The following is an 18025-nucleotide window of genomic DNA, read 5'->3' on the forward strand; positions in this document are numbered from 1 at the left end:
ATTTATTTTTATTTATTCCGCAATAGCTCAGTGGTAGAGCAACCGGCTGTTAACCGGTAGGTCGTAGGTTCAAATCCTACTTGCGGAGCCAATGGCCCGTTGGTCAAGCGGTTAAGACACCGCCCTTTCACGGCGGTATCACGGGTTCGATTCCCGTACGGGTCACCATTTTTATTTTTTGCCGGTGTAGCTCAGCTGGTAGAGCAACTGACTTGTAATCAGTAGGTCGCGGGTTCGACTCCTGTTGCCGGCACTGTTTTTTCAATTGTATAATTCCTAGACAAACTGGGGGGGTAGCGAAGTGGCTAAACGCGGCGGACTGTAAATCCGCTCCCTCGGGTTCGGCGGTTCGAATCCGCCCCCCCCCACCATGTCGAGCCATTAGCTCAGTTGGTAGAGCATCTGACTTTTAATCAGAGGGTCGCAGGTTCGAATCCTGCATGGCTCATATTTTGCGGAAGTAGTTCAGTGGTAGAATACGACCTTGCCAAGGTCGGGGTCGCGGGTTCGAATCCCGTCTTCCGCTTTTTTTTATATCTGGGGCCTTAGCTCAGCTGGGAGAGCGCCTGCCTTGCACGCAGGAGGTCAGCGGTTCGATCCCGCTAGGCTCCACCAAATATTGCTTAAAGATCTTAAGCGAGTTTCGTTCGTCTTAAGTTTTTTTATACTTGAAATGCCTGGAATTAATGTACGTACGCGAAAGCACTGTGAGTAACTCTCACAGTGCTTTTTTGTCGTTAGATTCTGTATAATCATGCGTCATCGTGTCGAGTTGAACCACCGTCTTGTTACCGCTTACAATTAAGATAACTTACTGAGTAAAGGGGAACAGGTCGATGAACATTGCATATATCAGCGTACCGTATCGTTATGGTCAAGGAAAACCGGGGACGGAGCAAGGACCAGCTGCCGTTGAACAGGCAGGATTACTCGAAACACTGGCAGCAAACGGACAGGAAGCAGTTCGCTACGGGGAAGCGGCTGTTTTGTCTGAAGATGCTGTTCGTGAAGAAGATCCGCAATTAAAACGGCTCGAAGGTGTTGTCCACACGACAAACGATTTACACTTGCTTGTACGTGAGGCGCTGACAGAGCAACGTTTTCCGTTACTCGTCGGAGGCGATCACAGCATGGCGATCGGAACGATTGCCGGTATGCGGCAAGTCGTACCACGTCTTGGAGTCATCTGGTTTGATGCACACGGCGATTTAAATACACCGGAGACTTCTCCATCGGGGAACATTCACGGAATGCCGCTGGCCGTTGCCTTAGGCGAAGGACACCAGCGTCTGACGGAAATCGGAGGGGACGGGGTTAAACTGCAACCGGAACACCTCGTCTTCATCGGATTACGTGATGTCGATGCAGGAGAACAGGAATTGATTGATCGTCTCGGTATCCGTGTCTATGATATGGAAGCGATTCGGACACGCGGGATGGATGCCATCATGAAAGAAGCCGTTGCCTATCTCAAAGAGACGACAGATGCGTTTTATCTCAGCTTTGATATGGACGGGCTCGATCCAAGTCTGGTTGAAGGAACAGGGACACGTGTGGCGGACGGTATCATGCTTGATGATGCGAAGACCGTTTTACGTCACTGTGCCGAGCAGGATGAATTCATCGCAGCAGAATTCGTAGAGGTCAATCCTTTACTCGAAGAAGGAAACGGTACAGCGATTCTTGCGAATGACTTGATTGGAAACTTGCTCCAGTATATGCGGACCCATCGTTTAGTAAAATAATGGATAGAACTTGAACTCTTTTCGTCAGAGTTCAAGTTTTTTTTGTTACAATTCAAATTGAGATGAAACATTATGTAGGTCGACTCCGTATAAGAGATTGACCGCATAGAGCGGGGGGTATTTAAAGTGGAAGAAACAACACTACGCTTGATTGAGCGGGTGAAGCAGGGAGACCGTGATGCATTCGCGGCACTTGTTGATCTATATAAAGAAGGAGCCTTTTTAGTCGCCTTCCGTGTTTTACGGGATCGAATGGAAGCAGAAGATGCCACACAAGAAGCCTTTATCCGCGTATTCACAAAAATTGAATCGTATAATGCCCAGTGGAAGTTCCGGACTTGGTTATATCGGATCGTGACGAATGTTTCGATTGACCGACTCCGCAAAAAGCGTCCGGATTATTCCCTTGACGCTGAGATGTCAGGGACTGAAGGACTGACGTTGTATTCCCAGCTTGAAAGCAAGGACCAGTTACCGGAGGATCAAGTCATTGATTCGGAGCAACGACAAGATGTGGGAGAGGCAATCGCCGGCTTGCCGGAAAAATACCGGGTTCCACTTGTTTTAAAATACATTGAAGATCTTTCACTCAAAGAAATCAGTGAGATGATCGATTTACCCGTCGCTACAGTTAAAACGAGAATTCATCGGGGACGCGAAGCGCTGAAAAAGCATTTCGGTAAACGATGAGATGAGAAGGAGGCACTCACCATGACACGAGAAAAAGTGTATGAACGGATACAGGATTATTTAGATCAAAACCAACCTCCAGAAGACTTCAAACGACTTGAAGCGGAGTTACGGGAAGCGAATGCGATGGACGAGTTCGAAGAGTATCGGCTCCTCGATGCAGAGTTACGCGCGCTTTCAGCACCCAAGCTTTCGGCGGATTTTACATCCCGCGTGCTGGCACAACTGCCCGAACAGGTGGAACAACCGAATGTGACTCCGCTCAGGAAGACATCCCGTTTCGGTGGGAAAATGAAGCAGTATCCGTTGCTTGCGGCAGCCTCGATTTTTATGTTGTTGTCGGTCGGTAGTCTCGGCGGCTATCTGACACAGGAAGAACATGATTTATCGTATACGAATGTACCGGGAATCGTCGCCGAGAACGGTGAAGTTGTCGTACCGGAAGGCGTCACCGTCAACCAGGACCTGTATGTCGAAGGCGGCAATGTCCGGATCGAAGGCAAGGTCAACGGAGACGTAATGACTGTCGACGGCAAAGCGTATACCGCCAGTGCCGGAAATGTCACAGGCGAAATTAAACAAATTGACCAACTTTTTGAGCGGGTCTGGTACGGAATCAAACGAATCTTTCAATGAGTCAAGTGGGGCGAGTCTAACTCGTCCCTTTGTGCTATAATGAAAGCTGTTTAAATCAGATGAGATAGGGGGCACGGTTGGTGAACTACTTCAACTGGCAACCACTTCAATTTCAATTGTTGAAACTGGGAGAAAACGTACATTGGTACGATTATATTAATGATGTGATTGATATCGCGGTCGTGACATTCGTCATTTACCGTCTGATGATCATTGTCAAAGGAACAAAAGCAGTCCAATTGATTAAAGGGATTTCCGTCATTTTGATCAGCTGGTTCTTAAGCGGATTCTTCGGACTGAAGACGTTACAATTTCTGTTGAATCAAATTATTACGTATGGCTTGTTAGGGATTATCATCATCTTCCAGCCAGAGTTACGCCGAGGACTCGAACACCTCGGTCGAACGAGTAAATTCTTTTCGCGGAGTGCCATCAGTGACGAGGATGAACAAGTCCGAATCGTCGATGCGCTCGTCACATCGGCTCAATACATGTCAAAACGCCGAATCGGAGCACTTGTGACGATTGAGCGGGAGACGGGACTCAGTGAATATGTCGAGACGGGCATTCCGCTCGGATCACAAATTACGAGTCAGTTATTGATCAATCTCTTTATTCCGAATACACCGCTTCATGACGGCGCCGTCATCGTCCAACAAGGAAAGCTGGCCGCCGCCGCTTGTTACTTACCGTTATCCGAGAGTGCACATATCTCAAAAGATCTCGGGACACGTCACCGGGCAGCCATCGGTGTCAGTGAAGTGACGGACAGTGTCACGTTAGTCGTATCGGAAGAAACGGGTGGCGTCTCACTTGCCATCAACGGACGGCTTTACCGGGAACTTGATGAAGAATCGCTCCGGACGAAGCTGCTTGAAACAATCGTCAAAGTCGAACCGACGAATACTTCCTTCTTGAATTGGATGGGGGCGAAAAAATAATGTTCGAAAAATGGTTTAATGAACGCTGGTTCCTCCGCATCGTAGCTGTTTTGCTTGCCGTCATGCTCTATCTGATGGTCGCCGGTTCGAATACGACCGGAAAAAGTGATGCCGCAAGTCTGTTACCGATCGCCGGTCAAGGCTCAACGAAGTTTGACGTACCGGTGACAGTCAATTATGATGAAACGCAGTGGGTCGCCTATAATATTCCAAAAACGATTGAAACGACGGTCAAAGGTCCGTCGAGCAGCTTGACGATGCTTCGGCTCGTCAAAGATTTTGGATTGTCGATTGACTTGACCGGTCTTGATCCCGGCTATCATCGTGTCCGCTTGACAGCGAATGGATTTGGCAAGGACGTCGAAGTGACGCCAAAACAGGAAACGATTGAAGTGTTCCTCGATAAAAAGGTCACGAAAGAAGTTCCGGTTCAAGTAGCGTTGCTGAACAAAAATAAAATCGCAGAAGGATATGTCGTCGGTGAAGCCCAACCGACCCGTCAAACGGTCTCTGTGACCGGCGGGGCGGAAAAACTGCAGGCCATCACGGCGATTCAAGTTCCAATTGATGTCACAGGCCGTGCGGAGACGTTTACGGAGTCCTTCAACGTCAAAGCAACGGATGCGAACGGAAATGCAATCAGTGCCACATATGATCCGGAACAGTTGGAAGTGACGGTTCCGGTCTATAAGGAAAGTAAAACGGTTCCGATTAACGTCGAAACAAAAGATGCGGTCAAAAAAGGGTATAAAGTCGTCAAGATTGTTCCGGTCACGACGGAAGCCCGCTTATATGGAACAAAAGAAGAGCTGTCACGGATTGGTTCCGTGTCGACGGAAGCGGTCTCCTTAAAAGGATTGACAAAAACCGTCGATCGTACGGTCAAACTGATTGAACCGGATAACGTCACCGCAATGGAACCGACTTCGGTTACGGTCAGCATCGTCGTCGAGAAGGAAAACGCGAAAGCGACAACGGAAACCGTCGAGGACCGGGCTGAGAAAACAATTTCCGGTGTCACGGTGACGTTGAACGGATTTGATGAGTCGAAGTATACGATCGATTACGAACAGACCATTGATCTCGTCGTCCGTGGAAGTGAAGCGGATCTTGCATCGATTGATGCGACAGATATTAAAGCCGTCATTGACGTGACCGGCTTAAAAGAAGGTACACATGGCTTGCCGATTTCATATCAGACGTCAAAAGCGTTTGACGTACTTCGTCCAGATAATATGGATATCACGCTTAAAGCGGTTCCCCGGACATCGGTCCAAGCCAATTAAATCAACTTTGTGAAATGAGGAAATAGAACATGGGTAAGTATTTTGGAACTGACGGCGTCCGCGGCGTCGCAAACGTAGAATTGACACCTGAACTGGCATATCGTCTCGGTCGGACAGGCGGGTATGTCTTAACGAAACACGAAAGCACACGTCCGAAAGTCTTGATCGGCCGCGATACACGTGTCTCTGGACAAATGCTCGAGAACGCTCTGATTGCCGGACTCTTATCAATCGGTGCAGAAGTCATGCGTCTTGGTGTCATCTCGACACCGGGTGTCGCGTACTTGACGAAAACGATGGATGCGACAGCGGGCGTCATGATTTCTGCGTCACACAATCCGGTCGAAGACAACGGAATCAAATTCTTCGGATCAGACGGCTTCAAGCTCGATGATGCAACAGAACTTGAAATCGAAGGTTTGCTTGACGAAGCGGAAGATACGTTGCCGCGTCCGTCCGGTAAAGAGCTTGGATTCGTCCACGATTACTATGAGGGCGCACAAAAGTACCTTCACATGTTACGTCAGACATCAGATGAAGACTTCTCTGGCATCCATGTCGCCATCGACGGCGCACACGGTGCAACATCAAGCCTCGCCCCGCGCCTGTTCGGTGATCTCGAAGCGGAAGTCTCGACAATCGGAACGACACCAAACGGTTTGAACATCAACGAAGGTGTCGGCTCGACGCATCCTGAACATTTAGCTGACTTCGTCCTTGAAAAAGGTGCAGACGTTGGTCTGTCATTTGACGGCGACGGTGACCGCTTGATCGCAATCGATGAGAACGGTAAAATCGTCGACGGTGATAAAATCATGTTCATCTGCGGTAAATACCTCAACGAGATTGGCCGCTTAAAAGACAACACGATCGTCGCGACCGTCATGAGTAACCTCGGTTTCCACAAGACGGTTGAAGAACACGGTATGACGGCTTTACAGACAGCAGTCGGTGACCGGTATGTCGTTGAAGAAATGCGTAAAAACAACTATACACTCGGCGGCGAACAGTCGGGTCACATCATCTTCATGGATTACTCAACAACAGGGGACGGGATGCTGTCAGGCGTCCAGCTCTTACAAATCATGAAGGCGACAGGCAAGAAGTTGTCGGAACTTGCAGCAGAAATGCCGGTCTTCCCGCAACGTCTCGTCAATATCCGGGTCTCGGATAAAAATGGCGCGATGAACGGTCCGGCGGTTCAAGCCATCATTGCAGAAGTTGAAGCGGAAATGGCCGGCAACGGTCGGATTCTCGTTCGGGCATCTGGAACAGAACCACTTGTCCGTGTCATGGCGGAAGCACCGACGCAAGAAGCATGCGATATGTATGTCGAGCGGATCGCAAACGTCGTCCGTGAAAACTACGCATTACAGGAAAACTGAGTGAACGGAAGGAGTGGATGAACATCTGCTCCTTTTTTTGTTGGGATTATAATTAAAATTTAATGAAATACACAATCTCTTTATTTTTCACGCGCTTTTCTCAGGCGGAACGCAAGCCGCGGTTATCTGTCGACAACCGGGTCTTGCCTGTTCCTGACGGAAGCGGAGCTTCCTTTTCCTGTAGAAGTCGCATGAAACAAGAGATTTTTGGCATATTTTAAAATATTACGAATCATAAAGAAGATATACAAGAAAAACAATAACAAAAACCAAATAGTTTTTTACATAATCTAGGTATTAGAGGTATCATTTAGAAAAATATCGGGAATAGTTACAAATACGTTACCTTTCTTGCTTTTTCTAAATAAAGTTCGTATGATTGTAAAGTCGGACAGAAACGGGGTCGGACAGAAATGAAAGCGCCAGGGCTGACTATGTAATAGGCAGCTGACGAGGTGGGGGTTTATCGAATCATTCGGCGGATGCCTCCCGGTACCATGTCAGTACCGTAAACTCATCTGAAATCGTTTAAGTGATTAGACGGACAAACAGATGCGTCATGACAACTCTCGGCAAGAGCCGTTTCCTCTTCAGGGAAATACTTGTAAATGGGAGAGAATTTATTATGTGCGGTATCGTAGGTATGATCGGACAGGTTAACACAAAGGAAATTTTATTAAAAGGACTCGAAAAGCTCGAGTACCGCGGTTATGATTCGGCTGGTCTTGCGTTCGTCAACGACGGCGTTCAAGTCCATAAAGAAGTCGGCCGGATTGCTGCGCTACGCGAAGTCGTTCCTGCAGAAGCAGACGGTCTTGTCGGAATCGGTCACACACGTTGGGCGACACACGGTGTCCCGAGTGTACCGAATGCCCACCCGCACCAAAGTGCTTCATCACGTTTCACACTCGTGCATAACGGTGTCATCGAAAACGATGAGCAGTTAAAAGCAGAACTCAATGTTGATTTACTCAGCGACACAGATACAGAAGTCATCGTTCAGATGATTGAAAAGAACTTTGCTGAGACAAATGACGTAGTCGAAGCATTCCGTCAAACACTTCGTGTGCTTCACGGTTCGTATGCACTCGCATTGATCGATGCTGAAAACCCGGATGTCTTGTACGTCGCTAAAAATAAATCACCGCTTCTCGTTGGTCTCGGTGACGGTACGTTTAACGTTGTTGCATCTGACGCAATGGCGATGCTTCAAGTAACGGATCAGTTCGTTGAGTTGCATGACGGCGAAATGATCATCTTGACGCGTGACAGTGTCACAATCCAAGACTTAGACGGAAACGTCAAAGAGCGTGAGGCGTATACAGCAGAAATCGATGCATCAGACATTGAAAAAGGCACGTACGCGCACTACATGCTCAAAGAAATGGATGAGCAGCCGGCTGTTATCCGTAATATCGTTCAGAAATACCAAAACGAGTCAGGCGAAATCACACTCGATCAATCGGTCCGTGATTTAGTCCTCGGACGTGACCGTGTTTACATCATCGGTTGCGGAACAAGCTACCATGCGGGATTGATCGGAAAACAATTGATCGAACAAATCGCGGGTATCCCGACAGAAGTCCACATCTCGTCTGAATTCGGCTACAACATGCCGCTTTTGACTGAGAAACCACTCTTCCTCTTCCTTTCACAATCAGGTGAAACAGCGGACAGCCGTGCGGTTCTCGTCGAAGCGAAAAAACTTGGTCACCCGGCACTCACAATCACGAACGTTGCAGGATCTACTCTGTCACGTGAAGCGAACGCAACACTCTTGTTGCACGCGGGTCCTGAAATCGCGGTTGCCTCAACAAAAGCATACACAGCGCAAATCGCTGTTCTTGCTGTCCTTGCGTTTGACCTCGCTCAAGCAAAAGGTGTCGCCGTTAACTTCGATCTCATGAAAGAACTCGGAAAAATCTCAAGCGCAATGGAATCTGTCATGTCACAAAAAGAACGGTTCCAGGAAATCGCTTCAGAATACTTGTCTGAATCACGCAATGCCTTCTTCATCGGCCGTGGTCAAGATGCATATGTGGGAATGGAAGGGGCGCTTAAGCTCAAAGAAATTTCATACATCCAAGCAGAAGGTTACGCCGGCGGCGAATTGAAACACGGTCCAATCGCTCTGATTGAAGACAACACACCGGTCATCGCTCTCGTGACACAACCGCACGTTCACCTCAACAACCGAGGCAACGTCAAGGAAGTCGTCGCACGTGGCGCTAACGCGTGTGTCATCGCAGCAGAAGGTCTTGAGTTGCCGACGGATGCGTTCGTCATCCCGGCAGTCGAGCCGCTCCTGTCACCACTCTTGTCTGTTTTACCGCTTCAGTTGATCTCGTACTACGCGGCACTCGGCCGTGATTGCGACGTTGACAAGCCACGTAACTTGGCGAAGTCAGTAACAGTTGAGTAAAAACAGTTCATCCGCGTGAAAAAATCAAAATAATTTTCAAAGACCCTTTGGACGATTTTCGTCCAAAGGGTCTTTTTAGCATAAAATTAAAATCTATCTAATCACGAGGATAGAATGGCTCTCATCAGATAGGCTTATTTTAATCGATGAATCGTATGAATATCGCCGGTCTCATCAAAATCTACGCTCAAATCCACGGATTCGGGAATCGAGTCGTAATCCTGTCCTTTCAGTTGAATGATGTGATCGGTAATGATTGATTTACTAGAGCGTATTTTTTCCTGATGATAGGTTAGCTGTTTATCGATATCTTCTTTTTTGCTGGTAATTGTTTTATTTCTTCTGAAGGTCGCATCAAGACTAATATGTTTATCGTTTAGTATTTTTTCGAATTTGTGATGATACTCGGTAATTTGCTGATGATATTTTTCGATATCTGATAACCTCGTTGCATTTGTTTGTGAATCCTGATTCCAGTCATTCATGATTTTTAAGCAAATCGACATGACTTCTAAATTTCCGTATCCAATCAATATAGTCTGCTCAAATGATGCGGCGAGTTCTTTTATCTCATCAACCGTTTTATCCAATTTGAATGTTGTTTTTTCTTCAATGTCGTTAGCACTTCTGATTAAAAAATCCAACTCCGGTAAAATCGATTCTAGCTCTTGATAAGAGATGACTGCCATATCTTCTAATTTTACCGAATATCGTTCTTCTTCATCAGGGATACTTGGCAGAATCGAAAGCAGATATTTGATATGGCCTTTGATGATGCCGGCTTTATCATTTTTGGATTGACGAATTAATATATCGACCTTTCGATTCAAAGATGTAAGTTGCTGATTAATCCGGTCCAAATGTTCTTGAGCAGTGACCATGGTCGCGACTCCAAGAGCTAAATTCGCCAGTTGAGCGGGGTTGATTTTTTTAATATCTTGAATTTCGAACTTTGCGTGATGTCTGATTTTATGTTGATGATCAACGGCAAGTGCTCTAAATTGATCCACTGATCCCTTGGCCTTCATAATTCGTAATTCACCGGATGCCAGCTTGGCAAGAGCTTCTTCACTGAATTTGATGATGACTCTCTGTTCTTTTTGGATGAGATTTTTAGCATGTGGCGAAAGTTTAATAATATTACCGACCTGATCTTTTAGACGTTGTGTGACAGTTAATGATTCGGAATGGCGATACGATGTCATATCAGTTAAGGAATATGATTCAATTTCCCAGGGTAGTTCATCGGCATGAAGTTCCGGAACGTCTGTTTTTGCAGGAATCGGTGGAAGCACCGAATCCGTTACAGCATCATGACGACTGAATTTACGGAAAAGTAAATAACTAAAGAGAAGTAAAATGATAATTACAGCTATGATTCCTAAAGCGTTGTCCATGCTAAGCCGCCTCTCATCAATAGTTTGAATGTAACCTGTAAATATATAGTAACTCATTCTGTCGTTAAAATGATAAGTTGATAAAAGACAGAAACGATGTATGGAGGAGGAAACAATACGTGAACAGAAAATGGAACTGGGCAGCCGCGTTTCCGCAATCTTGTACGGATGATGTTCGAGTCGTGGCACGCCTTTTACCGCGCCGGCTCTTTGGAACAGTGACCTGGGGAACGATTGATGTCACGTTTTTCGAAGAATCATTGATTCTTCCGTCCCGGCTGTATTTAAATGAAGTGAAAGAAGAAAAAATTCAAACCCTGACGGAGCGTCAACGGTGGATACTGTACTGCATGTATACCCGTCATCATGATGGATATATCCGTGAAAAGTATGTCCGCCGGCTGGAACAGGAACAGGCAAAAACAGATTGGGTACTGCTGTATTTAATTGAACTGACCGGAGAATACGTCCGTGAGATTCTTGAACGGATCGAACCGGTGCTGCAGATCTGGACCGAAGAACAGCTGAGAACTTTTGCCGCAGCAAATGAGCGTTATCTGCAACGGATTGAACGACGCATCATCAGCTATTGGGACCTGCATCAACGGAGAGATTATCCCGTGTTATGGAATTCCGATTATGTCGGCTTCCGGATTGCCCAGTATTATTGGTCATCCCGTGCTCATTCTTGAAAAAAACGGCCGGGTTACGGTAGGCTGAACACGTAGTTCAGATCAGAAGGGGGATAAACAGATGAGAATTTTAGTAGTCGGAGCGAGCGGCACAGTCGGGCAAGCCGTCGTCGCGCAATTAAGCGAGCGGCACGAGATCATCCGGGCCGGACGGACAGGGATGGATGTCCAGGTCGACATCATGTCGGAAGACAGTATCCGTTCAATGTATGAAACGGTCGGTCCGGTCGATGCCGTCATCAGTGCAACCGGCGGGGCGCATTTCGGACCATTGACGAATTTGACACCAGCGTTGAATCAGATCGGAATCGACAGCAAACTGAAAGGGCAGGTTAATCTGGTGTTGCTTGGACTGGACGCCGTCCGCGACGGCGGCAGTTTCACATTGACGACCGGCATCATGATGGACGATCCGATTCGGCAAGGCGCGTCGGCGGCCCTTGCAAATGGTGGCGTCAAAGCATTTGTCCATGCGGCAGCGATTGAAATGCCGCGGGGGATCCGGATCAACAGTGTCAGTCCGAATATCCTGATTGAGTCGCTCGACAAGTACGGACCATTTTTCCGCGGTTTCGAAGCCGTTCCGGCATCGCGTGTCGCGACAGCGTTTGAAAAAAGTGTCGAAGGGGCACAGACCGGGCAAAATTATGAAGTCTATTGAATGAAATAAGACCGTTCACTTGAATCAAGTGGACGGTCTTATTGTTCAGCTCATCAAAGATTGTAAGTAAAAGACGTTTAACAGAACCAGCGAAATCAAGAAGCAAATCAGCAGATTTTTCAAAAAAACAGGTCGTGTCATTTCGCGGTTCATGATCATCTTGTCGAGAAACAGATTTACAGCCAAGACGATGATGAACGTTACAAAAAAGAGCGGGACTAATTCCATACATAACATCCTTTCCGTCGCCTTATTCAACGCATCCGGCAGACAAAAAGTTTCATTAAGACTTGAAATTGCTGATGAAAAACAGGATTTTTCAACCGGAAAGGGAAAAGAGGGAAGTAAAGAACTTAAAAGGAGGGACAGGCAAATGCGACAAGCAGTGCTCGTGATTGATTTTCAACACGATCTCGTCGAAGGGACAGTGGAAGAGGCCGGCGTCCATGCTAAGGAAGACGTCATTCAAGTGATCAATCAGGTCGTACAGGAAGCAGACAATCAGGGTCATGTCATGATCTTCATCCGGGATCTCGATGTCGCGAACGGACAAGGGGAAGGGTTTGCGGTACATTCGTCGATTCAGATTCCGGAGCAGGCGGTCACGTTTGATAAAGCGGCCACGAACTCGTTCCATGGAACACCGCTGCTGGACTATTTAAAGCAGCACCGAGTCGAACATGTCGTCATCCTCGGTTGTAAGACGGAACATTGTATCGATACGGCAGTCCGCAGTGCGACCGTCAACGGGTTTGACGTGACGCTCGTTGCTGACGGACATACGACGAACGGTTCCGACGTCTTATCGGCGGAACAAATGATTGCCCATCATAATCAGGTCTTGCACGGACACTACAATGTCGAACACTTTGCGATGGTCCGTCCTTCGACGGAAAAGTTATTTGAACCGATTCATCACCAATACAGTTGAACTACCTCCACCTACGCTAAGAGGTGGAGAATTCCTGAGTTATCCGACCTATCGGTCGAAAAATGATCAGGCTAACCCCGTCGTCCCGACGGTTGAAGAAGCTAAGAGGCGTTCAGCTTCTCGTTTGAGATTCAGTCCTGCGTTCACATCGCGGTCGTGGTGGATCCCGCAATTCGGGCATGTCCATTCTCGCAAGCCAAGATGTTTCACGTCTTTGTGTTGATGACCGCAACTCGAGCACAGTTGGCTCGAAGCAAAGCTCTTGCCGACCTTGACGACGGTTTTCCCGTACCAGCCCGCCTTGTATTCCAGCATGCGGAAGAACTCTGACCAGCTGACGTCAGAGATGGCCTTGCTCCACTTACGATTCTTCAGCATGTTCTTCACCTGCAAGGTCTCGATGCCGATGACGTCGTGGTTTTGGACAATCTCGGTCGATACTTTGTGCAGGAAGTCAGTGCGCTTGTTGACGATTTTCTCGTGGATACGCGCGACCTTCCGCTTCTGCTTCTGATAGTTCCTCGCCTCGGACAGCTTGACCTTCTTGTTTAGGGCGATGCGTTGACGGCGGGAGAGCTTACGCTGTTCGCGCGCCAGTTTTTTCTCGAGCGAACGGAAATAGCGGTCGTTTTGGTACACCGTTCCGTCCGACAGGATGGCGAAGTTCTTGAGTCCGACGTCGACGCCGACGGATGAACCGGTCTTCGGCAGTTCGTGGATCTCCTGCTCGACGAGCAGGGAGACGAAGTATTTCCCCGAAGCGTTACGTCGGATCGTGGCGTTCAAGATACGGCCTGTGATCTGTTTTGAATGGGCGAAACGTACCCATTTCAGCTTCGGAAGTTTGAGCTTGTTTCCGACGGTTAACACTTCAGGAAGCTGGTTTTTGCCTTGGATGTTGGTCTTGTACGACTGGACGGGATTACGCTTCGACTTGAATCGAGGGTGTTCGTTCTGCTTGTTGAAGAAACGGTCGAACGCATCGGCAAGATGTTTGACGCTGATCTGAACAGATGTGCTATCGACTTCCTTCAACCAGTCGAACTCCTGCTTCAACAAAGGAAGCTCTTTGGAACAAGAACCGTAGGACAGTCCTTTCCCAGTGGTCTTGTACAATTCCTCCCACTTCGCCAGGAAGTGGTTGAAGACGAAGCGCGAACAGCCGATCGTTTTCGCGATCAGGATTTCCTGCTCTTTTGTGGGATAGATTCTGAATTTGTAGGCCTTGTGCTTCAACATCATGTTTCACCTCCCTTAAAGGAAATATACCCGAAAGGGAGGTTGGCGATTCATCTTCCACTTTCACTTCGTTTAGAAGTGGGAGATGAATCGCCTAATTTTTGATAAAAGGGGTGACTGCATGATTGAACTACGAAAGATGGACGAAGCGGATTATCCGGCTTACGAAACGCTTGTCACGGATGAGCGGGTCATGCGCTACATTACAGAACACCCTTTAACGAAAGCAGAGGCGAAGCGGCGGTTTGCGTCAATCATGGAACAGCAACGGCATGACCGTCTTGGATCATATCTCGTCTATCAGGACGAGACGTGGATCGGGATCGGTCATATCACACGCGATACACGGCAACCGTTTGAAGCAGAACTCGGCTATATGCTATTGCCGGAACAGTGGGGGCACGGGTATGCGTCCTCACTCGCTTCCCGCCTGCTAGAACTGGCGAAGGAACATGAATTGACAGTCGTCACGGCAACGATTGATCCGAATCATACGGCGTCGAAAAAGATTTTGACGAAGCTTGGATTCCGTTCGACGTATCTCGGACCGATTGACGGATTACCCGGTGAAATCCTCGAAAAACGATTGGGGGAACCCTCATGACCCGTGAAGAATGGATTCAAGCGTTTGGTCTCGATGTCGCAGAGATTTTTCCCGTCACTGACTCTTACAGTTCAGACGTCGACCGGCTAGTACTGCGCGACGGACGGACCGTCTTTTTAAAGCGTCCCTATACGGCAGACAAATGGTACCGGGAACACGGCTGGTTAACGTATTTGGACAGTCGTGTCGCCGTGCCGAAAATTCTCATGGCGGCGCGACCAACCAAACAGACGACGGGTGCGTTTGTGCTCGAAGCACTTGCCGGTTCGACGATTGAGAAAGTGACACCAGAACTGGTCTCGCAAATCGGCCGACTTCACGCAACACTCCATACGTGTACGGGTGAGACGTACGGCGATTTTGAGGAGAACGGCTTTACCGCCTTTACCTCACAGGACTGGCGTGTCTTCCGGAATGCAAAAATGACGTCGTTTGAGCCGGCAATTCAACAGGTGTTGTCGACTGCCCTCTATCAAGCCGCCTTTGCAGAATTAAAGCGGCGTGAACGTGAGTTACCAGAGCCCTCTCGACCTGTCGCTGTCCATCTCGATTTCCGGCTCGGCAACTTGCTCGCAGACGGGGGAAACCTCACTGGATTGATTGACTTTGAGACCTCACGTTTCGGGGCGACGGAAATTGATTTTACGAAACTTGACCGGGACGTGTTCCAGGGCGAATCCGGTTTACTGGATGCCTATCAACAGGGGTACGGACAAATAAGGACACCGGAGCCGATTGAAGTCTATCTGCCGTACTATCGTCTGTTTGAAGCACTGACGGGAATCGGCTGGTGTGTCCAGCGCGGACTCGAGCATCACCAACAGTTTTTTAACAATAACCATGCCCGTGTACTGGTCGAGTTGGAACGGACGAGCATATTCGAAGAACGTTAAAAGACGTCGTCTGACGTAGGAACCGCTATACTTGTAGAAATGATGCAGGTAGAGGGGGAAGTTCGGATGGAACAACAAAAACGGATTGGGATTATCGGCGGCGGACTCGCGGGCGTGTTTGCAGCCCGGCAATTGATGACGGAAGGTTATGCGGTCGAGATCATCGAAAAAAGCCAAAGTGTCGGGGGACGGATGGCAACGAGACGGATTGACGAGGGGACAGCGGATCATGGAGCCGTCTTCTTTACGGTCCGGACGGACGAGTTGGCGCAGGAAGTCGACGAGTGGCTCGAGCAAGGCCTGATCCGAAAATGGTTCGGGGATGATTTTCCGCGGTATGTCGCGGTCAACGGGATGAATCAGCTCGTCCAGTCAATTGCCCGCGGGATTCCGGTTCATTTAAATGAACAGGTCGAACGGATTTTGGCAGAAGGACCGGCTCTTCAGACTACGGCAGCGGCAGAAACACGGGCGTATGATGCGATTCTGCTGACGGCTCCGGTTCCGCAAGCCTATGACCTGCTCGCAGCTTCACCGTTAATGCTGGTGGAGTCCGACCATGCCCGTCTCGGGAAAGTGACGTTTGAGCCGACGTTCGTCGGATTATTTGAACTGGAGAAATCGCCTGATCTCGGAGAAGTCGGTCTGCTCGATGAGGATTTGCCATCCGGAATGCTGAAAATCGTTAACAATGCGCAAAAAGAAGTGTCGGCGACACCGCTCCTGAGTGTCTACATGACCGGCGACTGGAGCGAGGTGTGGTACGACAAAGGAGAAGACGAGACACTGGCGGAAATCGAACGGCTGTTGCAGGAACAACTCGGACCGGTCCAATTAGTTTCCAAGCAACTGAAGCGTTGGCGATATGCGCAGGCACGTGCCGTCTTCCGCACGCCTTATCTGAAACTTGAGCAGCATCCGCTCTGGCTGGCGGGAGATGCGTTCCTCGATCCGCAAGATACGTCCGGGCGGACACGGGTCGAAAGTGCCGTCATTTCCGGGTTGCGTGTTGCATCTGCGATGGATGCGCACTTCAAAGCGGTTTTGACCGAACAATGAGTAAGAAAAAGAGCGATTTCCGTCAGTGGAAGTCGCTCTTTTAATAATCAGGACCCGGGATCAGCCGGAAAGTGCTGACTGCTCCAAGCGGCCATCTGATCGAGGATCGGCAGAAAACTGCGTCCCGTGTCAGTTAACGAGTATTCGACTTTTTGTGGGACTTCCCGGTACACTTTTCGGTCGATCATGCAGTCGGCCTCAAGCTCCCGTAATTGCCGTGTTAAAATCCCTTTTGAAATCCCCGGCAACAGGTGTTCCAGTTCGTGAAACCGTTTTGTTCCGGTACTGAGATGCCAAAGCAGGACGATTTTCCATTTGCCGGCCATGATGGTCTGAGCTCGTGTAACGGGACACGCCGTCCGTTGTAAGAGAGGGGAGTCGGTTGTCGAAGCTGGATTCATCGGGAATTCCTCCTATAGTTCGGTTTGTATGACCTGGTATCGAAAAAGTGCCTACTCCTCACAGTGTACCACCTGTAATACAATTGGATACAGGTAGAAACTTATTAAAAAAGGAGCTTACGTCCATGAAATTACTTGTGACCGGTGCAACCGGAAAATTAGGAACCAAAATTGTTGAGCATCTCTTAACGAAAATCGAAGCAGAGAATGTAATCATCAGCGTCCGTGATCCGAAAAAAGCAGCATCATTTGCTGCGCGCGGGATCGAAGTCCGTCAGGGAGATTTTGATGCGCCGGAGACGTTACAACAGGCTTTCGCAGGCGTCGACCGGCTTTTGATTATTTCGACTGATGGCGAAGAAGCGACACGAATCCGTCAACATACGGCAGCTGTCGAGGCAGCTAAAGCAGCGGGAGTCGGCTTGATTGCTTACACGAGTATCGCCAACGCGGAAGCCAGTCAAAACTTCTTGGCCCGCACCCATCAGGTGACGGAACAGTTGATTCGCGAGACGGGGATTCCATTCCTGTTTTTCCGCAACAACTGGTACCTAGAGAATGAACAGTCGACGATCGATGCCGTCCGTGCCGGCCAGGATTGGTTGACGAGTGCCGGGAACGGCAAAGTCGGCTGGGCATTGCAGGAAGACTATGCGGAAGCGATTGCGACGATGCTGGTCGATCCGAAACCGGAACAGTCTATTTATGAACTGTCGGGACCTCTGAACACACAACAAGATATCGCAGAAGCACTCGGACAGGTTCTCGGGCGCCCGGTACAGGTGAAGCAAGTCGACAGCGCGACTTATACGGCAATCATGCAGAAGGCGGGAGTTCCGGAATTTTTACTGCCGATGTTACAGTCGATTCAGGAAGGCATTGCAGCCGGCACACTGGCCGTTGAGAGTCAGGACTTCGAACGGATTCTCGGTCGGTCACCGGTTTCCCTAAAGGATGGCTTACGGAAACTCGTTCAAGAATAAGTTCATCTGAACGTTTCTTTCTGAGGCGCTTTGGGTAAATATCCCTTATGTACTTAAAAC

At 48.7% G+C, this 18025-nt stretch carries 18 protein-coding genes and 7 tRNA genes; 21 read left to right on the forward strand and 4 right to left on the reverse strand.

All coding sequences use genetic code 11. From position 1 onward, the window contains the following. Positions 1-16: 16 nt before the first annotated feature. From N7U64_RS12155 to glmS, 14 genes are all read left to right on the forward strand, one after another. A tRNA-Asn gene (locus N7U64_RS12155) sits at positions 17-91 on the forward strand. Positions 92-93: 2 nt separating this feature from the next. Further along, positions 94-168, forward strand: a tRNA-Glu gene (locus N7U64_RS12160). Between the two features lie 12 nt (positions 169-180). Further along, positions 181-253 (forward strand) — tRNA-Thr (locus N7U64_RS12165). A gap of 34 nt (positions 254-287) precedes the next feature. Further along, positions 288-371, forward strand: a tRNA-Tyr gene (locus tag N7U64_RS12170). Between the two features lie 4 nt (positions 372-375). Then, a tRNA-Lys gene (locus N7U64_RS12175) sits at positions 376-448 on the forward strand. A 6-nt stretch (positions 449-454) separates the two neighbouring features. Beyond that, positions 455-526, forward strand: a tRNA-Gly gene (locus N7U64_RS12180). Positions 527-539: 13 nt separating this feature from the next. Next, positions 540-615: transfer RNA gene (locus N7U64_RS12185), tRNA-Ala, on the forward strand. A gap of 221 nt (positions 616-836) precedes the next feature. Beyond that, positions 837-1745 (forward strand): arginase, encoded by a 909-nt coding sequence (rocF, locus tag N7U64_RS12190; RefSeq protein ID WP_012369047.1) that lies wholly within the window; start codon positions 837-839, stop codon positions 1743-1745. A gap of 126 nt (positions 1746-1871) precedes the next feature. Then, entirely contained in the window at positions 1872-2435 is a 564-nt protein-coding gene (sigW, locus tag N7U64_RS12195) for an RNA polymerase sigma factor SigW (protein ID WP_026829608.1), read from the forward strand. Positions 2436-2456: 21 nt separating this feature from the next. Next, complete coding sequence (locus tag N7U64_RS12200) at positions 2457-3071, forward strand: anti-sigma factor (RefSeq protein ID WP_318929921.1); 615 nt, start codon at positions 2457-2459, stop codon at positions 3069-3071. Between the two features lie 80 nt (positions 3072-3151). Beyond that, complete coding sequence (gene cdaA / locus N7U64_RS12205; RefSeq protein ID WP_014969179.1) at positions 3152-4012, forward strand: diadenylate cyclase CdaA; 861 nt, start codon at positions 3152-3154, stop codon at positions 4010-4012. Next, the gene (locus tag N7U64_RS12210; protein ID WP_318091177.1) at positions 4012-5298 is read left to right on the forward strand and encodes a YbbR-like domain-containing protein; all 1287 of its coding nucleotides are present in this window, start codon (positions 4012-4014) and stop codon (positions 5296-5298) included. The genes cdaA and N7U64_RS12210 overlap by 1 nt, the downstream gene beginning before the upstream one ends. A gap of 29 nt (positions 5299-5327) precedes the next feature. Continuing rightward, the gene (glmM, locus tag N7U64_RS12215) at positions 5328-6683 is read left to right on the forward strand and encodes a phosphoglucosamine mutase (RefSeq protein ID WP_214850422.1); all 1356 of its coding nucleotides are present in this window, start codon (positions 5328-5330) and stop codon (positions 6681-6683) included. Positions 6684-7308: 625 nt separating this feature from the next. After that, a complete protein-coding gene (gene glmS / locus N7U64_RS12220; protein WP_318929922.1) occupies positions 7309-9105 on the forward strand; it encodes a glutamine--fructose-6-phosphate transaminase (isomerizing) in 1797 nt (598 codons plus the stop codon). 134 nt (positions 9106-9239) lie between these two features. On the opposite strand, the gene N7U64_RS12225 is transcribed toward glmS, so the two are convergent. Next, the gene (locus tag N7U64_RS12225) at positions 9240-10502 is read right to left on the reverse strand and encodes a hypothetical protein (protein ID WP_318929923.1); all 1263 of its coding nucleotides are present in this window, start codon (positions 10500-10502) and stop codon (positions 9240-9242) included. A gap of 119 nt (positions 10503-10621) precedes the next feature. Between N7U64_RS12225 and N7U64_RS12230 the strand changes: the two genes are divergently transcribed. Together N7U64_RS12230 and N7U64_RS12235 are read left to right on the forward strand one after the other, a co-directional pair. Then, complete coding sequence (locus N7U64_RS12230) at positions 10622-11194, forward strand: hypothetical protein (RefSeq protein ID WP_318929924.1); 573 nt, start codon at positions 10622-10624, stop codon at positions 11192-11194. 61 nt (positions 11195-11255) lie between these two features. Continuing rightward, on the forward strand, positions 11256-11855 hold the full coding sequence (locus tag N7U64_RS12235) for a short chain dehydrogenase (protein ID WP_318929925.1): 600 nt from the start codon (positions 11256-11258) through the stop codon (positions 11853-11855). 45 nt (positions 11856-11900) lie between these two features. Here the strand turns inward: N7U64_RS12235 and N7U64_RS12240 are convergent, their stop codons facing one another. Beyond that, a complete protein-coding gene (locus N7U64_RS12240) occupies positions 11901-12083 on the reverse strand; it encodes a hypothetical protein (RefSeq protein ID WP_012369057.1) in 183 nt (60 codons plus the stop codon). 145 nt (positions 12084-12228) lie between these two features. Between N7U64_RS12240 and N7U64_RS12245 the strand changes: the two genes are divergently transcribed. Next, positions 12229-12786, forward strand: coding sequence for an isochorismatase family protein (locus N7U64_RS12245; RefSeq protein ID WP_318929926.1), 558 nt, complete (start codon positions 12229-12231; stop codon positions 12784-12786). A 66-nt stretch (positions 12787-12852) separates the two neighbouring features. Here N7U64_RS12245 and tnpB read toward each other — a convergent pair whose 3' ends face one another. Continuing rightward, a complete protein-coding gene (gene tnpB / locus N7U64_RS12250; protein WP_318930035.1) occupies positions 12853-14025 on the reverse strand; it encodes an IS200/IS605 family element RNA-guided endonuclease TnpB in 1173 nt (390 codons plus the stop codon). A 121-nt stretch (positions 14026-14146) separates the two neighbouring features. Here tnpB and N7U64_RS12255 point away from each other — a divergent pair, with 121 nt between their 5' ends. From N7U64_RS12255 to N7U64_RS12265, 3 genes are all read left to right on the forward strand, one after another. Beyond that, positions 14147-14629: a GNAT family N-acetyltransferase gene (locus N7U64_RS12255; protein WP_318929927.1), complete on the forward strand. Its 483-nt coding sequence runs from the start codon at positions 14147-14149 to the stop codon at positions 14627-14629. After that, a complete protein-coding gene (locus N7U64_RS12260; protein ID WP_318929928.1) occupies positions 14626-15522 on the forward strand; it encodes an aminoglycoside phosphotransferase family protein in 897 nt (298 codons plus the stop codon). Before N7U64_RS12255 ends, N7U64_RS12260 begins: the two co-directional genes overlap by 4 nt. 66 nt (positions 15523-15588) lie before the next feature. Then, positions 15589-16581: an NAD(P)/FAD-dependent oxidoreductase gene (locus tag N7U64_RS12265; protein ID WP_318929929.1), complete on the forward strand. Its 993-nt coding sequence runs from the start codon at positions 15589-15591 to the stop codon at positions 16579-16581. A gap of 47 nt (positions 16582-16628) precedes the next feature. On the opposite strand, the gene N7U64_RS12270 is transcribed toward N7U64_RS12265, so the two are convergent. After that, positions 16629-16982 carry a helix-turn-helix domain-containing protein gene (locus tag N7U64_RS12270; RefSeq protein WP_318929930.1) on the reverse strand — a complete coding sequence of 118 codons (354 nt, stop codon included), beginning with the start codon at positions 16980-16982 and terminating at the stop codon, positions 16629-16631. Between the two features lie 125 nt (positions 16983-17107). Here N7U64_RS12270 and N7U64_RS12275 point away from each other — a divergent pair, with 125 nt between their 5' ends. Next, positions 17108-17965 carry an SDR family oxidoreductase gene (locus N7U64_RS12275; protein WP_318929931.1) on the forward strand — a complete coding sequence of 286 codons (858 nt, stop codon included), beginning with the start codon at positions 17108-17110 and terminating at the stop codon, positions 17963-17965. Positions 17966-18025: the final 60 nt, after the last annotated feature.

The sequence above is a fragment of the Exiguobacterium sp. K1 genome (genome assembly GCF_033721435.1).
GTDB classification, from domain to species: Bacteria; Bacillota; Bacilli; order Exiguobacteriales; family Exiguobacteriaceae; genus Exiguobacterium_A; species Exiguobacterium_A artemiae.

Coding starts and splice junctions, on each gene's coding strand:
- tnpB (WP_318930035.1), bottom strand. CDS start 14,025: ATGTTGAAGCACAAGGCCTACAAATTCAGAATCTATCCCACAAAAGAG.
- N7U64_RS12235 (WP_318929925.1), top strand. CDS start 11,256: ATGAGAATTTTAGTAGTCGGAGCGAGCGGCACAGTCGGGCAAGCCGTC.
- N7U64_RS12210 (WP_318091177.1), top strand. CDS start 4,012: ATGTTCGAAAAATGGTTTAATGAACGCTGGTTCCTCCGCATCGTAGCT.
- N7U64_RS12225 (WP_318929923.1), bottom strand. CDS start 10,502: ATGGACAACGCTTTAGGAATCATAGCTGTAATTATCATTTTACTTCTC.
- N7U64_RS12240 (WP_012369057.1), bottom strand. CDS start 12,083: ATGGAATTAGTCCCGCTCTTTTTTGTAACGTTCATCATCGTCTTGGCT.
- glmS (WP_318929922.1), top strand. CDS start 7,309: ATGTGCGGTATCGTAGGTATGATCGGACAGGTTAACACAAAGGAAATT.
- N7U64_RS12260 (WP_318929928.1), top strand. CDS start 14,626: ATGACCCGTGAAGAATGGATTCAAGCGTTTGGTCTCGATGTCGCAGAG.
- N7U64_RS12255 (WP_318929927.1), top strand. CDS start 14,147: ATGATTGAACTACGAAAGATGGACGAAGCGGATTATCCGGCTTACGAA.
- N7U64_RS12200 (WP_318929921.1), top strand. CDS start 2,457: ATGACACGAGAAAAAGTGTATGAACGGATACAGGATTATTTAGATCAA.
- rocF (WP_012369047.1), top strand. CDS start 837: ATGAACATTGCATATATCAGCGTACCGTATCGTTATGGTCAAGGAAAA.
- N7U64_RS12275 (WP_318929931.1), top strand. CDS start 17,108: ATGAAATTACTTGTGACCGGTGCAACCGGAAAATTAGGAACCAAAATT.
- glmM (WP_214850422.1), top strand. CDS start 5,328: ATGGGTAAGTATTTTGGAACTGACGGCGTCCGCGGCGTCGCAAACGTA.
- N7U64_RS12270 (WP_318929930.1), bottom strand. CDS start 16,982: ATGAATCCAGCTTCGACAACCGACTCCCCTCTCTTACAACGGACGGCG.
- N7U64_RS12265 (WP_318929929.1), top strand. CDS start 15,589: ATGGAACAACAAAAACGGATTGGGATTATCGGCGGCGGACTCGCGGGC.
- N7U64_RS12245 (WP_318929926.1), top strand. CDS start 12,229: ATGCGACAAGCAGTGCTCGTGATTGATTTTCAACACGATCTCGTCGAA.